Annotated in this window: 17 protein-coding genes; 11 read left to right on the forward strand and 6 right to left on the reverse strand. The window is 64.8% G+C overall.

Features of this window, described 5'->3' with window-relative positions; translation table 11 throughout:
* Window positions 1-20 precede the first annotated feature (20 nt).
* Window positions 21-1,991: a bifunctional tRNA (5-methylaminomethyl-2-thiouridine)(34)-methyltransferase MnmC2/FAD-dependent 5-carboxymethylaminomethyl-2-thiouridine(34) oxidoreductase MnmC1 gene (mnmC, locus tag LU688_RS08135; protein WP_160291257.1), complete on the reverse strand. Its 1,971-nt coding sequence runs from the start codon at window positions 1,989-1,991 to the stop codon at window positions 21-23.
* Window positions 1,992-2,144: 153 nt separating this feature from the next.
* Here mnmC and pap point away from each other — a divergent pair, with 153 nt between their 5' ends.
* Window positions 2,145-3,638 (forward strand): polyphosphate:AMP phosphotransferase, encoded by a 1,494-nt coding sequence (gene pap, locus LU688_RS08140; protein ID WP_038705626.1) that lies wholly within the window; start codon window positions 2,145-2,147, stop codon window positions 3,636-3,638.
* A 195-nt stretch (window positions 3,639-3,833) separates the two neighbouring features.
* Complete coding sequence (locus tag LU688_RS08145; protein WP_023631942.1) at window positions 3,834-4,787, forward strand: DMT family transporter; 954 nt, start codon at window positions 3,834-3,836, stop codon at window positions 4,785-4,787.
* Window positions 4,788-4,831: 44 nt separating this feature from the next.
* Here the strand turns inward: LU688_RS08145 and LU688_RS08150 are convergent, their stop codons facing one another.
* Complete coding sequence (locus LU688_RS08150) at window positions 4,832-6,226, reverse strand: class II fumarate hydratase (protein WP_038705627.1); 1,395 nt, start codon at window positions 6,224-6,226, stop codon at window positions 4,832-4,834.
* Between the two features lie 153 nt (window positions 6,227-6,379).
* On the opposite strand from LU688_RS08150, the gene LU688_RS08155 reads away from it, so the two are divergent.
* The 7 genes from LU688_RS08155 (at window position 6,380) to LU688_RS08185 (ending at window position 14,259) form a co-directional block, all read left to right on the forward strand.
* Window positions 6,380-6,898 (forward strand): DUF2059 domain-containing protein, encoded by a 519-nt coding sequence (locus LU688_RS08155; protein ID WP_023631438.1) that lies wholly within the window; start codon window positions 6,380-6,382, stop codon window positions 6,896-6,898.
* A 10-nt stretch (window positions 6,899-6,908) separates the two neighbouring features.
* Entirely contained in the window at window positions 6,909-7,208 is a 300-nt protein-coding gene (locus LU688_RS08160; protein ID WP_023631439.1) for a BolA family protein, read from the forward strand.
* A gap of 217 nt (window positions 7,209-7,425) precedes the next feature.
* Window positions 7,426-8,358, forward strand: a complete 933-nt coding sequence (gene trhO / locus LU688_RS08165; protein ID WP_023631440.1) for an oxygen-dependent tRNA uridine(34) hydroxylase TrhO — start codon at window positions 7,426-7,428, stop codon at window positions 8,356-8,358.
* A 3-nt stretch (window positions 8,359-8,361) separates the two neighbouring features.
* The gene (locus tag LU688_RS08170) at window positions 8,362-8,994 is read left to right on the forward strand and encodes a DsbA family protein (protein WP_094010735.1); all 633 of its coding nucleotides are present in this window, start codon (window positions 8,362-8,364) and stop codon (window positions 8,992-8,994) included.
* Entirely contained in the window at window positions 8,987-10,819 is a 1,833-nt protein-coding gene (locus LU688_RS08175) for an ABC transporter ATP-binding protein (RefSeq protein ID WP_094010734.1), read from the forward strand. The genes LU688_RS08170 and LU688_RS08175 overlap by 8 nt, the downstream gene beginning before the upstream one ends.
* Window positions 10,820-10,978: 159 nt before the next feature.
* Complete coding sequence (locus LU688_RS08180; RefSeq protein WP_038705630.1) at window positions 10,979-13,435, forward strand: EAL domain-containing protein; 2,457 nt, start codon at window positions 10,979-10,981, stop codon at window positions 13,433-13,435.
* Window positions 13,436-13,473: 38 nt separating this feature from the next.
* Window positions 13,474-14,259: an iron-containing redox enzyme family protein gene (locus LU688_RS08185; RefSeq protein ID WP_023630598.1), complete on the forward strand. Its 786-nt coding sequence runs from the start codon at window positions 13,474-13,476 to the stop codon at window positions 14,257-14,259.
* A 79-nt stretch (window positions 14,260-14,338) separates the two neighbouring features.
* Here LU688_RS08185 and LU688_RS08190 read toward each other — a convergent pair whose 3' ends face one another.
* From LU688_RS08190 to LU688_RS08205, 4 genes are all read right to left on the reverse strand, one after another.
* Complete coding sequence (locus LU688_RS08190; protein ID WP_094010733.1) at window positions 14,339-15,079, reverse strand: YciK family oxidoreductase; 741 nt, start codon at window positions 15,077-15,079, stop codon at window positions 14,339-14,341.
* A 115-nt stretch (window positions 15,080-15,194) separates the two neighbouring features.
* The gene (gene mupP, locus LU688_RS08195) at window positions 15,195-15,866 is read right to left on the reverse strand and encodes an N-acetylmuramic acid 6-phosphate phosphatase MupP (protein ID WP_023630596.1); all 672 of its coding nucleotides are present in this window, start codon (window positions 15,864-15,866) and stop codon (window positions 15,195-15,197) included.
* Between the two features lie 2 nt (window positions 15,867-15,868).
* The gene (gene ubiG / locus LU688_RS08200; RefSeq protein WP_094010732.1) at window positions 15,869-16,567 is read right to left on the reverse strand and encodes a bifunctional 2-polyprenyl-6-hydroxyphenol methylase/3-demethylubiquinol 3-O-methyltransferase UbiG; all 699 of its coding nucleotides are present in this window, start codon (window positions 16,565-16,567) and stop codon (window positions 15,869-15,871) included.
* Window positions 16,568-16,631: 64 nt separating this feature from the next.
* The gene (locus LU688_RS08205; protein WP_038705631.1) at window positions 16,632-17,957 is read right to left on the reverse strand and encodes a TRZ/ATZ family hydrolase; all 1,326 of its coding nucleotides are present in this window, start codon (window positions 17,955-17,957) and stop codon (window positions 16,632-16,634) included.
* A gap of 111 nt (window positions 17,958-18,068) precedes the next feature.
* Here LU688_RS08205 and mtnA point away from each other — a divergent pair, with 111 nt between their 5' ends.
* A complete protein-coding gene (gene mtnA / locus LU688_RS08210; RefSeq protein ID WP_094010731.1) occupies window positions 18,069-19,145 on the forward strand; it encodes an S-methyl-5-thioribose-1-phosphate isomerase in 1,077 nt (358 codons plus the stop codon).
* Window positions 19,146-19,393: 248 nt separating this feature from the next.
* Window positions 19,394-22,156 carry a DNA gyrase subunit A gene (gene gyrA / locus LU688_RS08215; protein WP_094010730.1) on the forward strand — a complete coding sequence of 921 codons (2,763 nt, stop codon included), beginning with the start codon at window positions 19,394-19,396 and terminating at the stop codon, window positions 22,154-22,156.
* Window positions 22,157-22,225 lie beyond the last annotated feature (69 nt).

Below are 22,225 nucleotides of genomic sequence, written 5' to 3' on the forward strand. Positions count from 1 at the left end.
CGCAGCGCCCAATCCCGGTGCTACTTGCCGCGGATAAGCCGACGCAGCGCGAAGCGGTTGGGATGGCACGCCTCGGCCACCGCCCTGGGCACCGGCAGCGGCTCACCACTGACCCACGCCGCAATCAGTTCGCCAGACAGCGGCGCTGTGATCAGGCCTCGTGAGCCGTGCCCACTGTTCACATACAGCCCCTCCAGCCACGGGCAGGCCACATCCGGTACCTGCCGCGCATCCTTGCCCAACATGGCGTAGGCCTCGTTGAACGCTTCGACATCGGCCATCGGCCCGACGATGGGCAGGTAATCCGGGCTGGTGCAGCGAAACGCCGCCCGGCCCTGCAACTGCGCCGGGTCCAGCTCGGCGGTGCGCAGGCGGGCGGCGAGGTCTGTGGAGATGTCATCGAGCAGTGCCAGGTTACCCTGATGCTCGGCCACGGTTGGCGTCAGGTCTTCGCTGTTGAAGTCGAAGCTGGCGCCAAGGGTGTGCTCGTCCCCGCGCGGGGGCGCCACGTAGCCGTCGGCACAGACCACGGTGCGCAGCGCACGGCTGCTTTCGGTCACGGGCAGGCGGGTGATCTGCCCACGAATGCGCTTGAGCGGCAGCCCGGCGCACGCCGGGAAACGGCGGATATCGGCGGCGCCGGCCAGCACTACCAGCGGTGCGCTGGCCAGCAGCCGCTCACCCTCCCAGGCCTGCCACAAGCCATCGGTACGGCGCAGCTCGAGCACATCGGCGTGGGTAAGCAGGCGGATGCGTGGGTGGTCCAGTTGGGCCCGGCACAGCGCAGGCGGGTGCACCCAGCCACCTTCGGGGTAGTACAGGCCGCCGCTGGGCAACGCGACCCCGGCGATGGCTTCGGCCTGGGCGCGTTCCAGGCGCTGCAGCAGGCTGTTGTCGAAGGCTGCTGCCAGCTTGGCCTGGCGTGCATTTTCCTGATCATCAAAAGCCAGTTGCAACACGCCGCAGGCATCCCAGTCCTGGCCACGCTGCAGGTGCTCGAGCCAGCGGCGGGTGTAGCCGAAGCCGGCCAGGATCATCTGCGAAAGGGCGGTGCCGTGGGCGGAAAGCTTGAGGTACAGCACGCCTTGTGGATTGCCCGAGGCCTCCCGGGCCGGGCCGTCGTGGCGTTCCAGCACGCTGACCTGCCAGCCCCGTGCTGCCAGGCTCTGGGCCGTGGCGCTGCCGGCCAGGCCGGCGCCGATCACCAGCGCTTCGCGTGGCCCCGATGCGGGTGCCGGGTGGGCGTACCAGGGCGCTGCGCGAGCGACGGGCGCACCGCTGTAGACCCCGTGCATCACTTCCCACTTCTTGCCGATGCCCGGCACTTTCTTCATGGCGAAGCCGGCCTCGATCAGCGAGCGACGCACCCAGCCGGTGGTGGTGAAGGTACCCAGGGTGGTGCCGGGGTGAGACAGCCGCGCCAGCTGGGCGAACAGTTCCGGCGTCCACATGTCGGGGTTCTTCGCCGGGGCGAAGCCATCGAGGAACCAGGCGTCGATGCGGGCGTCGAGCTGAGGCAACTGTTCCAGCGCGTCGCCGATCATCAGGGTCAGGGTGACGCGGCCACCGTCGAGGCTGAATTGCTGGAAGCCCGGATGGACCGCCACGTACTGCTCCAGCAACGGCTGGGTGAAGGCGGCCAGTTCCGGCCACAGTTGCATGGCGCGGGCCAGGTCTTCGCGGGCCAGCGGGTACTTCTCGACGCTGACGAAATGCAGGCGCGCGTCGGCGGGCGCAAGCTCCGCGAACAGTTGCCAGGCACAGAAGAAGTTCATGCCGGTGCCAAAGCCCGTCTCACCGATCACCAGGCAGGCATGCGGCTGCAGCTCGGCGAGGCGCTGGCGCAGGTGATTCTGCTCGATGAACACATGCAGGGTCTCGTCGATGCCTTCGTTGATGGCGAAGTAGACATCGTCGTATTGCCGGGAGTGGGGGCGGCCCTGGTCATCCCAGTCGATCTGGGCCTGTGTGGGGAGGAGGGTGTCGGACATGGTCGGCTCGGTTGCAGCAAAGGGGGGATCTTAAGCTATCTGCAGACGCTTGCGTCGTTCGTGGCAGCGGCCTGGTGTCGCGATGGTGAGCGCAGAGGGCGCAAAAATCCTGCTCGATCCGCTAATCTTGCTTATCCATTGAAGGAGCCCGCCATGTTCGAATCCGCCGAAATCGGTCACAGCATCGACAAGGACACCTACGAAGCCGAAGTGCCCGCCCTGCGCGAGGCCTTGCTCGAAGCCCAGTACGAACTCAAGCAGCAGGCGCGTTTTCCGGTGATCGTGCTGATCAACGGCATCGAGGGCGCCGGTAAAGGCGAGACGGTCAAGCTGCTCAACGAGTGGATGGACCCACGGCTGATCGAGGTCCGCACCTTCGACCAGCAGACCGACGAAGAGCTGGCCCGCCCGCCGGCCTGGCGCTACTGGCGGGCGCTGCCACCGAAGGGACGCATGGGCGTGTTCTTCGGCAATTGGTACAGCCAGATGCTCGAAGGGCGGGTGCACGGCCAGTTCAAGGACGCCGTGCTCGACCAGGCCATCGCCGGGGCCGAGCGCCTGGAGCAGATGCTGTGCGACGAGGGCGCGCTGATCATCAAGTTCTGGTTCCACCTGTCCAAGAAGCAGATGAAGGCGCGGCTCAAGGCGCTGAAGGACGACCCGTTGCACAACTGGCGCATCAGCCCGCTGGACTGGCAGCAGTCGCAAACCTACGACCGCTTCGTGCGCTTCGGCGAGCGGGTGCTGCGCCGTACCAGTCGCGACTATGCGCCCTGGCATGTAGTCGAAGGCGTCGATCCGCACTACCGCAGCCTGGCGGTCGGGCGCATCCTGCTCGAAAGCCTGCAGGCCGCGCTGGCCAATAATCCCAAGGGCAAGCACCAGGGCAATGTCGCGCCCCTGGGGCGCAGCATCGACCAGAAGAGCCTGCTCGGCGCCCTGGACATGACCCTGCGCCTGGACAAGCACGACTACCAGGAACAACTGGTCACCGAACAGGCACGCCTGGCCGGCCTTTTGCGCGACAAGCGCATGCGCCGGCACGCCCTGGTGGCGGTGTTCGAAGGCAATGACGCGGCCGGCAAGGGCGGGGCCATCCGTCGGGTGGCGGCGGCGCTGGACCCGCGCCAGTACCGCATCGTACCGATTGCCGCACCCACCGAGGAAGAACGTGCCCAGCCGTACCTGTGGCGCTTCTGGCGCCATATCCCGGCCCGTGGCAAGTTCACCATTTTCGACCGCTCCTGGTATGGCCGCGTGCTGGTGGAGCGGGTCGAGGGCTTCTGCAGCCCGGCGGACTGGATGCGCGCCTACGGCGAGATCAACGACTTCGAGGAGCAACTGAGCAACGCCGGGGTGGTGGTGGTCAAGTTCTGGCTGGCAATCGACCAACAGACCCAGCTGGAGCGTTTCGAGGAGCGTGAGCAGATCCCGTTCAAGCGCTACAAGATCACCGAGGAAGACTGGCGCAACCGCGACAAGTGGGATGTCTATTCCGAAGCGGTGGGCGACATGGTCGACCGCACCAGCACCGAGATCGCGCCGTGGACCCTGGTGGAGGCCAACGACAAGCGCTGGGCGCGGGTGAAGGTACTGCGCACAATCAACCAGGCGCTGGAGGCGGCGTTCGCCAAGGACAAGAAGTAGGCGGATCGTGCATGGGTGTTGGCTTGGCCCTATGCCGGGGCAAGTCGCATCGGCGCACCGCCGTTCCCACGAAAGCCCGCCCATGCATTGAGCATGCATCCAGGGAATGACCTGATGAAATCTTTTCCCACCACATCCTTCCCGGCAAGCCTTTAGACTGCAGCTTCCCCCGCCAAGGCCTGATTCGAGGACACCATGCACATTTCTTCCGGACGCTGGGTCCAGGGCCTGCTGCTGGCGCTGCTGACCGCGTTTCTCTGGGGCATCCTGCCGATCAAGCTCAAGCAGGTGCTGCAGGTGATGGATCCGGTGACCGTCACCTGGTACCGCCTGAGCGTTTCCGGCGGCCTGCTGTTCGCCTGGCTGGCGGCCAATCGGCGGCTGCCGTCTTTCAGCGGTCTCGGTGTCAAGGGCAAGGGCCTGGTAGCCGTCGCGGTGGCGGGGCTGGTCGGCAACTACGTGCTGTACCTGGTCGGGCTCAACCTGCTCAGCCCTGGCACCGCGCAACTGGTCGTACAGCTGGGGCCGGTGCTGTTGCTGGTGGCCAGTGTCTTCGTCTTCAAGGAGCGCTTCAGCCTGGGGCAGGGCCTGGGCCTGTTGGTGCTGCTGTTGGGCTTCGCGTTGTTCTTCAACCAGCGCCTGGAAGAACTGCTCACGTCACTCGGCACCTACACCACCGGTGTGCTGACCATCATCCTGGCGACCAGTATCTGGGTGTTCTATGCCCTGAGCCAGAAGCAATTGCTGACGGTGTGGAACTCGCAGCAGGTGATGATGGTGATCTACGTCTGCTGCGCGCTGCTGCTGACGCCTTGGGTGCATCCGCTGGAGGCGTTGCAGCTCAGCCCGTTGCAGGGCTGGCTGTTGCTGGCCTGCTGCCTGAACACACTGGTGGCCTATGGCGCGTTCGCCGAGGCATTGGCGCATTGGGAGGCCTCGCGGGTGAGCGCGACCCTGGCGCTGACGCCGCTGGTGACGTTCGTCGCGGTAGCGCTGGCTGCCTGGCTTTGGCCGGACTACGTGCATGCCGAGCAGATCAATGGCCTGGGGTATGTCGGGGCGGTGACCGTGGTACTGGGCTCGGCGCTGGTGGCGCTGGGGCCATCGCTGATGGCTGGCTGGAAAGCGCGTCGGGTGCAGGTTGATTGATGGCCTCATCGCGGTGCAAGTCGCATTGCGATGAGGCCGCCGGATCAGCCCTTGCCGCCGGGCGCCAGCATGTTCTCTGGCCGCACCCACTGGTCGAACTGCTCGTTGGTCAGGTACTTGAGCTCCAGCGCCGCCTCGCGCAGGGTCTTGCCCTCGGCGTAGGCTTTCTTGGCGATTTCCGCCGCCTTGTCGTAGCCAATGTGCGGGTTCAGCGCGGTTACCAGCATCAACCCACGCTCCAGGTGCGCCGCCATCTGTTCGGCATCCGGCTCGATGCCGGCCACGCAGTGCTGCTGGAAGTTGCTGCAACCATCGGCCAGCAGTTCGATCGACTGCAGCAGGTTGTGAATGATCACTGGCTTGAACACGTTCAATTGCAGATGCCCTTGGCTGGCGGCAAAACCGATCGCCGCATCATTGCCCAGCACCTGGCAGGCCAGCATCGACAAGGCCTCGCACTGTGTCGGGTTGACCTTGCCGGGCATGATCGAGCTCCCTGGCTCGTTGGCTGGCAGGCGTACCTCGGCAATCCCCGCGCGCGGGCCGGAACCCAGCAGGCGCAGGTCGTTAGCGATCTTCATCAGGGCCACGGCCAGGGTCTTCAGCGCGCCGGCCAGGCTGGTCAGCGGCTCATGGCCGGCCAGGGCGGCGAACTTGTTCGGCGCGGTGACGAACGGCAGGCCGGACAAGGCCGCCAGCTCAGCGGCGATGGCTTCGGCGAAACCGTGCGGGGCATTGAGCCCGGTGCCCACGGCGGTGCCGCCCTGGGCCAGCTCGCAAACCGCCGGCAAGGTCGCGCGAATGGCGCGCTGGGCGTAGTCGAGTTGGGCGACGAAGGCCGAGACCTCCTGGCCGAAGGTGATGGGCGTTGCGTCCATCATGTGCGTGCGCCCGGTCTTGACCAGGTGGGTGTGGCGCGCCGACAGCTCGGCCAGCCCGGCCGACAGTTCGGCGATCGCCGGCAGCAGTTTGTCATGCACCGCCTGAGCCGCGGCGATGTGCATGGCGGTGGGGAAACAGTCGTTGGAGCTCTGCGAGCGGTTGACGTGATCGTTGGGGTGCACTGGCACCTTGCCGCCACGGCCCTTGCCGGCCAGTTCGTTGGCGCGCCCGGCGATCACCTCGTTGACGTTCATGTTGCTCTGGGTGCCGCTGCCGGTCTGCCACACCACCAGCGGAAATTGGTCGTCGTGCTCGCCGTCGAGCACTTCGTCGGCGGCCTGCTCGATCAGGCGGGCGATATCGGCGGGCAGGTCGCCGTTGCGGTCGTTGACCCGGGCAGCGGCTTTCTTGACCAGCGCCAGGGCATGCAGTACCGCGAGCGGCATGCGCTCCTTGCCGATGGCGAAGTTGATCAGCGAACGCTGGGTCTGCGCACCCCAGTAGGCGTCCTCCGGAACTTCGACCGGGCCCAGGCTGTCTGTCTCGATACGGCTCATGCTGCGCTCACTCCTTTGTAGTTCGAAATCGCAGTTTAGGCCCTGATTCGATAGAGCGGTTCCGTCGCTCGTCGTGCCACTTGAGCACTTCGCCATCACAGCGCAGAATGCTCTACTCTGAGGTACCCGCCTCCCTTTCTTGAAGGAAATGCAATGACCCGTCTCCGTGTCCTCTGTGCCGCCGTTGCCCTGGTTTGCGCCAGCGGCCAGGTACTCGCTGCCACTCCAGCGCACAACGCTGCCGCCGAGAAATTCCTGACCCTGGCCAATGCCGACAAGCTGGGCACCCCGGTGTACATGCAGGTCCAGCAGATGTTCGCCCAGCGCTTCGAGCAAACCAAGGCGCCGGCCTCCAAGAAAACCGTGCTCGACAGCTACCAGGCCAAGGCCAACGCCGCCCTGGACAACGCCATCGGCTGGAAGAAGCTCAAGCCGAAGATGGTCGACCTCTACACCGCGACCTTCACCGAGGCCGAGCTGAACGACCTGGTCAAGTTCTACGAATCGCCCCTGGGCAAGAAAGTCCTGCGTGAAATGCCCAAGGTCACCCAGCAGTCCGCCCAGCTGACCCAGCAGAGCCTGGAGCCGGCGGTACCGGTGGTCAACAAGCTGCTCGACGACATGACCAAGGAACTCGACCCAAGCGCCGGCAAGGCCCCGGCGAAGAAGTGAGCGTGACGCGATGAGCATGCAGCAACGCATCGAACAGCAGCTGGCGCCGCTGGGCACGCAACACCTCGAAGTGCACAACGAAAGCCACATGCACAGCCGTGGCCAGGAAACGCACTACAAGGCGGTGTTGGTCAGCGAGCAGTTCGCCGGGCTGAACAGCGTTAAGCGCCACCAGAGGGTCTACGCCACCATGGGTGAGCTGATGGGCCAGATCCACGCCCTGGCGATTCACACCTACACGCCCGAGGAATGGGCTGTGGTCGGTGTGGCGCCGGCCTCGCCGGTGTGCGCCGGCGGCGGCAAGCACTGAATCCTTTCCGTCGTTCTGGTACAATTCGCGTTATTCCCTCGGGGCCGCTTTGCGGCCCATCGCCGGCAAGCCGGCTCCCACAGGTCCTGCGCAAATTTCGAGTCTTGCGCTGAGCGTGTGGGAGCCGGCTTGCCGACGATGGGCTGCGCAGCGGCCCCATGCTTTTGCCAAACCCGGTCCGCCCCTTACGAGGGCAACCACCTGGAGATTCAACGCAATGACCCAACCGATCGTCGTGGCGGCGCTGTACAAGTTCGTCACCCTCGAAGACTACGTCGAACTGCGCGAGCCGCTGCTCAAGGCCATGCTCGACAACGGCGTCAAAGGCACCCTGCTGCTGGCCAACGAAGGTATCAACGGCACCGTCTCGGCCACCCGCGAAGGCATCGACGCGCTGCTGGCCTGGCTGCGCAACGACCCACGCCTGGTGGACGTCGACCATAAAGAGTCATACTGCGACGAGCAGCCGTTCTACCGCACCAAGGTCAAGCTCAAGAAAGAGATCGTCACCCTCGGCGTGCCTGGCGTGGATCCGAACAAGGCGGTCGGCACCTACGTCGACCCGAAAGACTGGAACGCCCTGATCAGCGACCCGGAAGTGCTGCTGATCGACACCCGCAATGACTATGAAGTGGCCATCGGCACTTTCAAGGGCGCCATCGACCCGAAGACCGAGACCTTCCGCGAGTTCCCCGACTACATCAAGGCCCACTTCGACCCGAGCAAGCATAAGAAGGTCGCCATGTTCTGCACCGGTGGCATCCGTTGCGAAAAGGCCTCCAGCTACATGCTCGGTGAGGGCTACGAAGCGGTCTATCATCTTAAGGGCGGCATCCTGAAATACTTCGAGGAAGTACCCCAGGAAGAAAGCCTCTGGGACGGCGACTGCTTCGTCTTCGACAACCGGGTCACGGTGCGCCACGACCTGACCGAGGGCGAGTACGACCAGTGCCATGCCTGCCGCCACCCGATCGACGTGAAGGACCGGGAGTCGGAGCACTATTCGCCAGGCGTGAGCTGCCCACATTGCTGGGACAGCCTGAGCGAGAAGACCCGGCGCAGCGCCATCGATCGCCAGAAGCAGATCGAGCTGGCCAAGGCGCGCAACCAGCCGCACCCGATCGGTTTCAACTACAAAGCCGAGGCCTGATGCATGTCCGCACGCCTGCTCTATGTGATGGACCCGATGTGCTCCTGGTGCTGGGGCTTTGCCCCGGTGGCCGAGGCGCTGATCGCCCAGGCCAGTGAGGCGGGTGTAGGGACCCGCCTGGTGCCGGGCGGCCTGCGCACCGGTGGCAGCGCCCTGGACGCCTCGACCCGCAAGTACATCCTCGAGCATTGGCAGGCGGTGCATGACGCCACCGGGCAGCCGTTCTGTTTCGACGACGCGATGCCCGACGGTTTCGTCTATGACACGGAGCCGGCGTGCCGCGCCCTGGTGGCCGCACGCGAGCTGGACGAAAAGCAGGCCTGGCGCCTGCTGCAACTGATCCAGGCATCGTTCTACCAGCAGGGCGTGGATGTCACCCGCGCCCCGCAACTGGTGGAGCTGGCCGAGCAGGCCGGCTTCGACCGCGAGCAGTTCTCCCAGCGCTTCACCCTTCCTGACACCCGTGTCGCCACCAGTGCCGATTTCGCCTGGGTGCAGGACCTGGGCATCGCTGGCTTCCCCACGCTGCTGGCCGAGCGCAATGGCCAGCTGGCCCTGCTGACCAATGGCTACCAGCCGCTGGACAGCCTGCAACCCTTGCTCGGCCGCTGGCTGCAGCAGGCCGCCTGTGCTTGACCTGCCAGGGTCGCCAGACCCTGTGCCAGGGAAGTCCCCCGCTGTGCCCGATCGCCTGAGCTGGGCGGAGATCCGCCGCCTGGCCCTGCACCACAAGCAAGCCCTGTGGACCGCCAACCTGGTGGCCGTGCTCGCCGCCCTGTGCAGCGTACCGATTCCCTTGCTGCTGCCGCTGCTGGTGGACGAAGTGCTGCTGGGGCATGGCGACGCAGCGCTGAAGTGGATGAACAATTTTCTGCCCGCGGGCTGGCAGGTGGCCGCCGGTTACATTGGGCTGATGCTGTGCGCCACCCTCGGCCTGCGCTTGGCGGCGCTGGCGTTCAACGTGGTCCAGGCCAAGCTGTTCGCCGGCCTGGCCAAGGATATCGTCTACCGCCTGCGCATCCGTCTGATCGAGCGACTCAAGCGCATTTCGCTCAAGGAATACGAAAGCCTGGGCAGCGGCACGGTGACCACCCACCTGGTCACTGATCTGGACACCCTGGACAAGTTCGTCGGTGAAACCCTGAGCCGCTTCCTGGTGGCCGTGCTCACCCTGACCGGCACCGCGGCCATCCTGATCTGGATGCACTGGCAGCTGGCGTTGCTGATCCTGCTGTTCAACCCGCTGGTGATCTATTTCACCGTGCAGTTGGGCAAGCGCGTCAAGCACCTGAAGAAGCTCGAGAACGACAGCACCGCACGGTTCACCCAGGCATTGACCGAGACCCTCGACGCGATCCAGGAGATCCGCGCCGGCAACCGCCAGGGCTACTTCCTCGGCCGCCTGGGGCTGCGCGCCCGCGAGGTGCGCGACTACGCGGTGGCCTCGCAGTGGAAGAGCGACGCCAGCGGCCGCGCCAGTGGCCTGTTGTTCCAGTTCGGCATCGATATCTTCCGTGCCGCTGCCATGCTCACGGTGTTGTTCTCCGACCTTTCGATCGGCCAGATGCTGGCGGTGTTCAGCTACCTGTGGTTCATGATCGGACCGGTGGAACAGTTGCTGAACCTGCAATATGCCTACTATGCCGCCGGCGGTGCGCTGAGCCGCTTGAACGAGCTGCTGGCGCGGGCCGACGAGCCGCAGTACCCGGCGGCCGCCGACCCGTTTGCCGGGCGCGACACGGTCGGTATCGAGGTGCGCGACCTGCGCTTCGCCTATGCCGACGAACCGGTGCTGGACCAGCTCAACCTGACCATTGCCCCGGGCGAGAAGGTCGCCATCGTCGGTGCCAGTGGCGGCGGCAAGAGTACCCTGGTGCAGTTGCTACTTGGGCTGTACAGCGCCCAGGCCGGGACCATCCGCTTCGCAGGCGCCAGCCTGCAGGAAATCGGCCTGGAGACCCTGCGCGAAAATGTCGCGGTGGTGCTGCAGCACCCGTCACTGTTCAACGACAGTGTGCGCGCCAACCTGACCATGGGGCGTGACTGCAGCGACGACGCCTGCTGGCAGGCGCTGCGCATCGCCCAGTTGGACGCCACCATCGCCGCGCTGCCCCAGGGCCTGGACAGCATCGTCGGGCGTTCCGGCGTGCGTCTGTCCGGTGGCCAGCGCCAGCGGCTGGCGATCGCCCGCATGGTGTTGGCCGAACCCAAGGTGGTCATCCTCGACGAGGCCACCTCCGCGCTGGACGCAGCCACCGAATACAACCTGCACCTGGCCCTGGCGCGCTTCCTCAGCGGGCGCACCACGCTGATCATCGCCCACCGCCTGTCGGCGGTGAAGCAGGCGGACCGGGTGCTGGTGTTCGATGGCGGTCATGTCGCCGAAGATGGCGACCACCAGCAGCTGATCGCCGAAGGTGGCCTGTACGCCAAGCTCTACGGCCACCTGCAGCAAACCTGAAAACAGCCTCAAGGTTCGAGCTGCAAGCGGCAAGTTGGGGGCAGCGCACTTTTTCTTGTCGCTTGGCGCTTGTAGCTTGTCGCTCCTTCATGGCAAATGGCCTACGCTGTGCTTGTCTAGGTCGATTCGTGCCTTATCTGCCGCCATGACAGGGATTACATGAAGGGAAATCGGACTCTCGAAGCGCCAAGGCTGCTGGGCATCATCTGGCCCTTCGTCGCCGTTGTGGTTTTCCAGGTACTGCTTGGCAGTCTGAGTCTTTATGCATTGTCCGCCGTGCGCGCCTATGTGGCGGGCGAGAGCCTGTGGTCCAAGGCGCAGAAGGACGCCATCTACTACCTCAACCTCTATGCCGATGATCGCGATCCGCTGACCTATGCCCGCTATCGCCGGGCCATCCTGGTGCCCCAGGGCGATCACAACCTGCGCCTGGCCCTGGATCGGCCCGAGCCGGACCTGGAGGCGGCGCGCCAGGGCGTGCTGCAAGGCGGCAATCACCCCGAGGATGTCGCCCGGATCATCTGGTTCTACCGCAACTTTCGCCATATCAGCTATATGGAAACCGCCATCGATTACTGGGACATCGGTGACGACTACCTGCGCCAGCTCGACGTGCTGGCCCAGCAGATGCGCGAGGGGTTTGCCGGCGGCAAGGCCGATGCCCATCAGGTAGCCAACTGGAAGGCGCGGATCGTGGCCATCAATGATGGCGTGACGCCCGCCGCCAAGGCATTCAGCGATGCCCTGGGTGAAGGTTCGCGGATGCTGCTCAAGGTGCTGATGCTCACCAACCTGGCCACCGCGCTGTTCCTTATCGCCATGGCCTGGCGGCGCTCGAGCAAGCTGCTGGCCCAGCGCCAGGCATTCGCCAGTGCGTTGCAGGAGGAGAAGGAGCGGGCGCAGATCACCCTGGAGTCGATCGGCGACGCGGTGATCACCGCCGATGTCGATGGTTGCATCAGCTACATGAACCCGGCTGCCGAACAGCTGACGCACTGGCAGGCGATGCAGGCCCAGGGGCTGCCGCTGGCGGCGCTGTTCAGCCTGCTCGACGAGAATGCCGAAGGCGACAGCCTGACGCTGGTCGAGCAGGTGCTCAGCGGCAGCCTCAAGGGCGGCGCCGAGCACGCCCGGCTGATCCAGCGCCTGGATGGTAGTACGGTGTCGGTCAACCTGGTGGGCTCGCCCATTCTTACAGAAGGGCAGGTCAGCGGCATCGTCGTGGTACTGCACGACATGACCCAGGAGCGCCAGTACATCGCCAACCTGTCCTGGCAGGCCACTCACGACGCGCTGACCGGTCTGGCCAACCGCCGCGAGTTCGAATACCGCCTGGAGCAGGCGCTCAATGCCCTGGCGCGCCAGGCCGGCCGGCATTCATTGATGTTCCTCGACCTCGATCAGTTCAAGCTGGTCAATGACACGTGTGGGCATGCCGCCGGCGACGAGTTACTGCGCCATATCTGCGCGGTGTTGCAGTCGGGCCTTCGCGAAGGTGACACCTTGGCGCGCCTGGGGGGGGACGAATTCGGCGTGCTGCTCGAGAACTGCCCGCCGGAGCAGGCCGAGCGCATTGCCGAGCAATTGCGCCAGGCCGTGCAGAGCCTGCATTTCGTGTGGAAGGGTAGGCCCTTCGTCACCACGGTCAGCATCGGCCTGGTGCATATCGCCCAGGTGCCCAGTACCTTGGAGGCATCGTTGCGCGCGGCGGACATGGCTTGCTACATGGCCAAGGAGAAAGGGCGCAATCGCGTCCAGGTCTATCACGCCGACGACAGCGAGCTGTCCATGCGCTTTGGTGAAATGGCCTGGATCCAGCGCCTGCACGTAGCGCTGGAGGAGAATCGCTTCTGCCTATACGCCCAGGAAATCGCTCCGCTGCACCCCCACGATGGGCTGGGGCATATCGAAATCCTCCTGCGCCTGCACGATGAAAGCGGGCGTACCATCCTGCCCGACAGCTTCATTCCCGCAGCCGAGCGCTATGGCCTGATGACCGCACTAGATCGTTGGGTGGTACGCAGCGTGTTCCAGGTGATTCGCCAATGCCTGGACGAGGGCCGGGAGGGGCCGTTGGCCATGTGCGCCATCAATCTCTCGGGCTCGAGCATTGGCGACGACAAATTCCTCGAGTACCTGCAGCGCCTGTTTGGCGAGTACGACATCCCGCCCCGGTTGATCTGTTTTGAAATTACTGAAACCAGCGCCATCGCCAATTTGGGTAGTGCAATCCGGTTCATCAATGAATTGAAAGGATTGGGCTGCAAATTCTCGCTGGACGACTTCTGCGCCGGAATGTCGTCATTCGCCTATTTGAAGCATTTACCTGTAGACTTCCTGAAGATCGACGGAAGTTTCGTCAAGGACATGCTTGATGACCCGATCAACCGGGCGATGGTCGAAGTGATCAATCACATTGGCCACGTCATGGGCAAGCGGACCATTGCTGAGTTCGTCGAAACGCCACTGATCGAGCAGGCTTTGCAGGAAATCGGCGTGGACTACGCCCAGGGGTATCTCATCGAACGCCCGCAGGTGTTCACCTGCGACAGCCTGCAGCGCCAACGGATTGCCGCGAGGCCCCTTCTGCACCGGGCGCCGGGGACCTTTCGCTGAACAACGCCCGGAAATCACAGGGAATCAAGGAGCTGACAGTGATCGACGCGTTCGTAAGGATCGGACCATTGATGGATCCGGCCAGTTATCCACAGTGGGCCCAACAACTGATCGAGGATTGCCGCGAAAGCAAGCGTCGGGTGGTGGAGCATGAGTTCTACCAGCGCCTGCGCGATGGCCGGCTCAAGCAGTCGACCATCCGCCAGTACCTGATCGGTGGCTGGCCGGTGGTCGAGCAGTTCTCCCTCTACATGGCCCACAACCTCACCAAGACCCGTTACGCCCGGCACCCCGGGGAGGACATGGCGCGCCGCTGGCTGATGCGCAACATCCGCGTCGAGCTCAATCATGCCGACTACTGGGTGCACTGGTGCCAGGCCCATGGCATCCACTTGCATGAATTGCAGTCTCAGGAAGTGCCGCCCGAGCTCAATGGCTTGAACGACTGGTGTTGGCGGGTATGCGCCACCGAGTCGCTGGCCATCGCGATGGCGGCCACCAACTACGCCATCGAAGGTGCCACCGGCGAATGGTCGGCAGTGGTCTGCGCCGAAGATACCTACGCCCAGGGCTTCCCCGAAGACACCCGCAAGCGCGCCATGAAATGGTTGAAGATGCATGCGCAGTATGATGACGCGCACCCGTGGGAAGCGCTGGAAATCATCTGCACTCTGGCGGGCGAGAACCCGACCCTGGGGTTGCGCACCGAGCTGCGCCGGGCGATCTGCAAGAGCTACGACTGCATGTTCCTTTTCCTGGAGCGTTGCATGCAGCTCGAAGGGCGCCAGCAGGGGCGTTTGCGCCCGGCCTTGGCGGCGGGCTGAAATCATCGTTTGCTGGTTCTTTCGCCGCGGTTTGTCGATGCGGCGAAAGGGCCGCAAGGCGGCCCCGGCTACCTGAAGATTACTGCGCGTTCAGCGCCTGCCCGTTCACATCCTTGCTGTCCGGCCCCATCAGGTACAGGTACACCGGCATGAGGTCCTCGGGCAGCGGGTTGTTCTGCGGGTTCTCGCTCGGATACGCCTGGGCGCGCATTGCTGTGCGGGTGGCGCCTGGGTTGATGCTGTTGGAGCGCACCGGCGCGACGCCTTCCAGCTCGTCCGCCAGGGTCTGCATCAATCCTTCGGTGGCGAATTTCGACACCCCGTAGGCGCCCCAGTACGCCCGGCCCTTGCGCCCGACGCTGCTGGAAGTGAACACCACCGAGGCGTCTTCAGACAGCTTGAGCAGCGGCAGCAAGGTGCTGGTCAGCATGAAGGTGGCGTTGACGTTGATATGCATCACGCGCATGAAATTGTCGCCCGACAGCTGTTCCAGCGGCGTGCGCGGGCCAATGATCGAGGCGTTGTTGAGCAGGCCGTCGAGGCGGCCGAACTGATCCTCGATCATCGCCGCCAGTTCGTCGTACTGGTGGGGCAGGGCGGTTTCCAGGTTGAACGGGATTACCACCGGTTGTGGGTGGCCCGCGGCTTCGATCTGGTCGTAGACCTCGTTCAGGTTGGCTTCGGTCTTGCCCAGCAGCAGCACCGTGGCGCCCAGGGCGGCATAGGCCTTGGCGGCAGCGGCGCCGATGCCGCGGCCGGCGCCGGTGACCAGGATGATTCGGCCCTTGAGCAGGTCGGGGCGGGCGGTGTAGTCGAACATAGGTCTGTCCTTGGATATGAGCTGCAAGCTGTAAGCGGCAAGCGACAAGAGAGAGCGGATCAGTGTTGGGGCTGCTCTTTCCTGAAGCTTGAAGCTTGACGCTTGCGACTTGAAATCAGCAGCCGCACAGCGCGCTGTCGATCACCTTGCGCAGCTCCAGCGGGTGGTCCACCACCACGTCGGCACCCCAGTTGTTGGGGTTGTCCTCTGGATGTATATAGCCATAGCGCACCGCCGCAGTGCGGGTGCCGGCATCACGGCCGGACTCGATATCACGCAGGTCGTCGCCGACGAACAGGACGCTGGCCGGATCCAGATCGAGCGTCTTGCATGCCAGGATCAGTGGCTCGGGGTCGGGCTTGCTGTTCTTCACATGATCCGGGCAGATCAGCAGCGCCGAACGCTCGGCCAGCCCGAGTCGCTGCATGATCGGCTCGGCGAAGCGCACCGGTTTATTGGTGACCACGCCCCACAGCAGGTTGCCTTTCTCGATGTCGGCCAGCAGCTCCGGCATGCCGTCGAACAGCTTGCTGTGCACCGCGCAGTCGCGCTGGTAGCGCTCGAGGAACTCCAGGCGCAGGGGCTCGAAGCCGTCGGTATCGGGGTCCATGGCGAAGGTTGCTGCGACCATGGCGCGGGCGCCGCCGGAGATCACCTCGCGGATACGCGCGTCGTCAATGGCCGGCAAGCCGCGATCGGCGAGCATCGCCTGGCAGATGGCAATGAAGTCCGGCGCCGTGTCCAGCAGGGTGCCGTCCATGTCGAAGAGTACTGCTCGCAGGCGCATGCTCATTCCTCGCGCAGGGTCTGGATCATGTAGTTGACGTCGACGTCGTTGCACAGCTTGTAGTGCTTGGTCAGCGGGTTGTAGGTCAGGCCGATGATGTCCTTGACCTCGAGGCCTGCGGCACGGCTCCAGGCGCCCAGCTCGGAAGGGCGGATGAACTTCTTGAAGTCGTGGGTGCCGCGCGGCAGCATCTTCAGCACGTATTCTGCGCCGATAATGGCCAGCAGGTAGGCCTTGGGGTTGCGGTTGATGGTCGAGAAGAACACTTGGCCGCCGGGCTTGACCATGCGGTAGCAGGCACGGATCACCGAGGAAGGGTCGGGCACATGCTCGAGCATTTCCAGGCAGGTGACCACGTCGAACTGGCTAGGCATCTCTTCGGCCAGGGCTTCGGCGGTGATCTGCCGGTACTCCACCGCAACGCCCGACTCCAGCTGGTGCAACTGGGCCACCGCCAGCGGTGCCTCGCCCATGTCGATGCCGGTGACGGTGGCGCCACGCTGGGCCATTGCCTCGCTGAGGATGCCGCCGCCGCAGCCGACGTCCAGCACCTTCTTGCCGGCCAGGCCGACACGCTCGTCAATCCAGTTGACCCGCAGCGGGTTGATGTCGTGCAGCGGCTTGAACTCGCTCTCGCGGTCCCACCAGCGGTGGGCCAGGGCTTCGAACTTGGCGATTTCGGCGTGGTCGACGTTGCTCATGGGAACAGTCCTCTGAATCTTCGATAAATAGTGTCGCGGGGCGGCAGCCGCAACTGCCGGCCATTCATTCGTTGCGCCCACCGATGCGGGCTCCCCAAGCGCGGGCGTTGGCGGCCAGCGCGGCTTCGTCCATTTGGCTCAGGCGGCGGTCCTCGACCAGTTGCTGTCCGGCGACCCAGACATCCTTCACGCAGTCGCGCCCGGTGGCGTAGATCAGTTGCGAGACCGGGTCGTGCACCGGTTGCTGCGCCAGCCCCGACAGGTCGAAGACGGTCAGGTCGGCGGCCTTGCCCACCTCGAGCGAGCCGGTGATCGCTTCCAGGGCTAGGGCACGGGCGCCATTGAGCGTGGCCATGCGCAGCGCCCTGTGTGCGTCCAGAGCGGTGGCCGAGCCAGCGACGGCCTTGGCCAGCAGCGCGGCGGTGCGGGTTTCACCGAGCAGGTCGAGGTCATTGTTGCTGGCGGCGCCATCGGTGCCGACGGCCACGTTCACCCCGGCCTGCCACAGGCGCTCCACCGGGCAGAAACCGCTGGCCAGCTTGAGGTTGGATTCGGGGCAGTGGACCACACTGGTGTTGCTTTCTACCAGCAGCGCCAGGTCTTCGTCGCTGATCTGGGTCATGTGCACCGCTTGCAGGTTCGGGCCCAGCAGGCCCAGGCGCGCAAGGCGCGCCAGTGGCCGCTCGCCGTTGTCCTTGAGCGCTTGCTCGACTTCGCTGGCGGTCTCGTGGATGTGCATGTGCAGCGGTGCGTCCAGCTGATCGGCGATTACCCGGATCTTCTCCAGGTTCTCGTCGCTCACCGTGTAGGGGGCGTGCGGGCCCAGGGCAATGGTGATGCGCGGGTGGTGGCGCAGCTCGCCGAACAGTTCGATGGCCAGGTGCAGGGCCTCGTCCGGGGTGCGTGCGCCGGGGATGGGGAAATCCAGCAGCGGCACGGCGATCTGCGCGCGGATGCCGCTGCGGTGCACACGGTCGCAGGCCTCGCGTGGATAGAAATACATGTCGGCGAAGCAGGTGATGCCGCCCTTGAGCTGTTCGGCAATGGCCAGGTCGGTGCCGTCGGCTACGAAGGCCTCGGTCACCCAGCGACCCTCGGCGGGCCAGATGTGTTCCTGCAGCCAAGTCATCAGTGGCAGGTCGTCGGCCAAGCCGCGGAACAGGGTCATGGCAGCGTGGCCGTGGGCGTTGATCAGCCCGGGCGTCAGCAGGCAGTCGGGCAGCGTTCGCACTTCCCGCGCTTGTGGCGCCCGCTCGCGTGGGCCGAGCCAGGCGATCTGACCGTCGCGGATGCCCAGCGCATGGCCCTCCAGCACGACACCGGCCGGCTCGACGGGGACCAGCCAGTCCGGCACAAGCAGCAGGTCGAGGAGGGGAGTGGCGATGGGCATGCGCGATATATACCTGGATCGGTTCGGCTAAACGCGCAGTATACCCGAGCGTCCGCGACGCAGGCTCGCTATAATCGCCGGCTTTTGATGCCAGGGCGACGGGGAGAGGCGATGCGCGATCAACTGATGGCGGCGGAGACGGTAACGGGCATCGAGTGGCGCGACGGCGTGCTGCACCTGCTCGACCAGCGCCTGCTGCCGCTTGAGCAGTGCTGGCTGGCCTGTACCGAGGCGGCCGAGGTGGCTGAGGCGATCAGCGACATGGCCGTGCGTGGCGCTCCGGCGATCGGCATCTGCGCCGCCTACGGCCTGGTGCTCGCGCTGCGCCATCGCCTGGCGGAAGGCGAGAGCTGGGAAGAGAGCCTCGAAGAAGACTTCATGATGCTCGGCGAGGCGCGACCTACTCCGGCCAACCTGTTCTGGGCGCTCAACCGCATGCGTGAGCGTCTGCAGCGCCTGCGCCCGGATGAGGACGTGCTGAAGGTGATGGAGGCCGAGGCGGTGGCGATTCACCAGAGTGATCGCGAGGCCAACCTGACCATGGCCCAGTTCGGTGTCGAGCAGATCCGCAGGCACCAGGGCAGCGAGCAGGCCCTGCTTACCCATGGCAACGCCGGGGCGTTGGCCACTGGAGGCTTCGGTACTGCCCTGGGGGTGATCCGCGCCGCCACCCTGGAGGGCATGGTCGAGCAGGTCTATGCCTGCGAGTCGCGGCCGTGGCTGCAGGGTTCGCGCCTGACCGCCTGGGAGCTGGCCGCCGACGGTGTGCCGGTGACTGTGGTCGCTGACGCGGCGGCGGGGCACCTGATGAAGGTCAAGGGCATCACCTGGGTGGTGGTCGGCGCCGACTGCATTGCCGCCAATGGCGATGTGGCGGCGAAGATCGGCACCTACCAGATGGCGGTGGCGGCCATGCACCACGGGCTGCGCTTCATGGTGGTGGCGCCTAGCACCAGCATCGATCTGAACCTGCCCACCGGGGACGATATCCCGCTGGAGACGCGCGGCGAGGAAGAGCTGCTGGAGGTGTCCGGGATCCAGGTAACCGCTGATGTCGAAGCCTATAACCCGGTGGTCGATGTCACGCCGGCCGACCTGATCGACGTGATCGTCACCGAGAAGGGCGTGGTCGAGCGCCCGGATACCGCAAAAATTGCCCAGTTGATGTGCCGCAAACGCCTCCATTGAGGCGTTTTTCCATCCGTGCGGATGGTACTGTACGGCAACCTGCCATATCTCCCATGCGCGCAGCGTTTGTGATACCATCCGGCAGTTTCCAAGGCCGCTCTTTACCGCGGTCTTCATTGCGCAGATCCATGGCACAACTCATTGATTTGTCGTAAGTCGTCGCACCCCAATTGCGCTGCGGCGGCGAGCTTCGTTCGTCCTTCGAGGGATCAGGCGAAGTTTCACCAGAAAAAGGAATCAGGCTTCTCATGGGCGAACTGGCCAAAGAAATCCTCCCGGTCAATATCGAAGACGAACTGAGACAGTCTTACCTCGACTACGCGATGAGCGTTATTGTCGGGCGAGCGCTGCCCGATGCGCGTGACGGCTTGAAGCCCGTGCATCGCCGCGTTCTGTATGCGATGAGCGAACTGGGCAACGACTGGAACAAGCCGTACAAGAAATCCGCCCGTGTGGTCGGTGACGTGATCGGTAAGTACCACCCGCACGGCGACACCGCCGTGTACGACACCATCGTGCGCATGGCCCAGCCATTCTCGCTGCGCTATTTGCTGGTCGATGGCCAGGGCAACTTCGGTTCGGTGGACGGCGACAACGCCGCGGCCATGCGATACACCGAAGTGCGCATGTCCAAGCTGGCCCATGAGCTACTGGCCGACCTGCACAAAGAAACTGTCGACTGGGTGCCGAACTACGACGGTACCGAGCAGATCCCGGCGGTCATGCCGACTAGGATCCCCAACCTGCTGGTCAACGGTTCCAGCGGTATCGCCGTGGGCATGGCGACGAACATTCCGCCGCACAACCTCGGCGAAGTGATCGATGGCTGCCTGGCGCTGATCGACAACTCCGACATCACGGTCGATGAACTGATGCAGTTCATCCCGGGGCCGGACTTCCCGACAGCGGGCCTGATCAATGGTCGCCAGGGCATCATCGAGGCCTATCGCACCGGCCGTGGCCGCATCTATATGCGTGCCCGCTCCGAGATCGAGGACATCGACAAGGTCGGCGGCCGCCAGCAGATCGTGGTCACCGAGCTGCCGTACCAGCTGAACAAGGCGCGCCTGATCGAAAAGATCGCCGAGCTGGTCAAAGAGAAGAAGATCGAAGGCATCACCGAGCTGCGCGACGAGTCCGACAAGGACGGCATGCGTATCGTCATCGAGCTGCGCCGCGGCGAGGTGCCGGAGGTGGTGCTCAACAACCTCTACCAGCAGACCCAGCTGCAGAGCGTGTTCGGCATCAACATCGTTGCCCTGATCGACGGTCGCCCGCGCCTGCTGAACCTCAAGGACCTGCTCGAGGCGTTCGTTCGCCACCGTCGCGAGGTGGTCACCCGCCGCACCGTGTTCGAGCTGCGCAAGGCCCGCGAGCGTGGCCATATCCTTGAAGGCCAGGCGGTCGCGCTGTCCAACATCGACCCGGTCATTGCCCTGATCAAGGCCTCGCCGACGCCGTCCGAAGCCAAGGAAGCACTGATCAGCACGGCCTGGGAGTCCAGCGCGGTGCAGGTCATGGTCGAGCGTGCCGGTGCCGAGTCGTGCCGTCCGGAAGACCTGCCGGAGCAATATGGCCTGCGCGAAGGCAAGTACTACCTGTCGCCGGAACAGGCCCAGGCGATCCTGGAGCTGCGCCTGCACCGCCTGACCGGCCTGGAGCACGAGAAGCTGCTGGCCGAGTACCAGGAGATCCTCGAGCAGATCGGCGAGCTGATTCGCATCCTCAGCAGCGCCGAGCGCCTGATGGAAGTGATCCGCGAGGAGCTTGAAGCGATCCGCGCCGAGTACGGCGATGCCCGTCGCACCGAAATCCTCAATGCCAGCCACGACCTCAACTACGGTGACATGATCCCGGAAGAAGAGCGTGTGGTGACCATCTCCCACGGTGGCTACGCCAAGACCCAGCCATTGTCCGCGTACCAGGCCCAGCGCCGTGGTGGCAAGGGCAAGTCGGCCACAGGCGTCAAGGACGAGGACTACATCGAGCACCTGCTGGTCGCCAACAGCCATGCCACCCTGTTGCTGTTCTCCAGCAAGGGCAAGGTGTACTGGAAGAAGACCTACGAGATTCCCGAGGCCTCCCGCGCCGCCCGCGGCCGCCCACTGGTCAACCTGCTGCCGCTGGAGGAGGGTGAGCGCATCACCGCCATGCTGCAGATCGACCTGGAGGCGCTGCAGCAGCACGCAGATCCAGAGGAAGAACTGGAAGACAGCGACGACAGCGTGATCGAAGGCGAGCTGGTGGAGGCCGAGGAGATCGACGAGGAAGACGGCGACACCCCTGAGTGGGTCGCCGAAGCGACCGGCGCCTACATCTTCATGGCCACTGCTGCCGGTACCGTCAAGAAGACTCCGCTGGTGCAGTTCGCCCGTCCGCGTTCCAATGGCCTGATTGCCCTGAAGCTCAAGGAAGGTGACACCCTGATCGCCGCCGCCATTACCGATGGCGCCAAGGAAGTCATGATGTTCTCCGACGCCGGCAAGGTGATCCGCTTCGCCGAGAGCGTGGTGCGCGAGATGGGCCGTACCGCCCGTGGCGTGCGCGGCATGAAGCTGGGCAAGGGGCAGCAGATCATTTCCATGCTGATTCCGGAGTCCGGCGCGCAGATCCTCACCGCTTCCGAGCGTGGTTTTGGCAAGCGCACCCCGCTGTCCAAGTTCCCGCGTCGCGGCCGTGGCGGCCAGGGCGTGATCGCCATGGGCACCAAGGGGCGCAATGGCCTGCTGATCGGCGCTATCCAGGTGCAGGAAGGCGAGGAAATCATGCTGATCTCCGACCAGGGCACGCTGGTGCGTACCCGGGTCGGCGAGGTGTCCAGCCTGGGCCGTAACACCCAGGGTGTCACGCTGATCAAGCTGGCCACCGACGAGACGCTGGTGGGGCTTGAGCGCGTCCAGGAACCCTCCGAGGAAGAGCTCGATGAACTGATCGAGACGGACGAGGAGGGCGCCCCGCTCGATGCGGTGGGCGACGACGATGCCGGCACCGAAGAGGCGCCTCAGGAATAATCGATGCAACAACCCGAGCGGGGCGACCAAGGTCGCCCCGTTTGACTGATGAAGGTGGGGCATTGGCGC

This window comes from Pseudomonas soli, from assembly GCF_021283165.2.
In the GTDB taxonomy this organism is placed as follows: domain Bacteria; phylum Pseudomonadota; class Gammaproteobacteria; order Pseudomonadales; family Pseudomonadaceae; genus Aquipseudomonas; species Aquipseudomonas soli.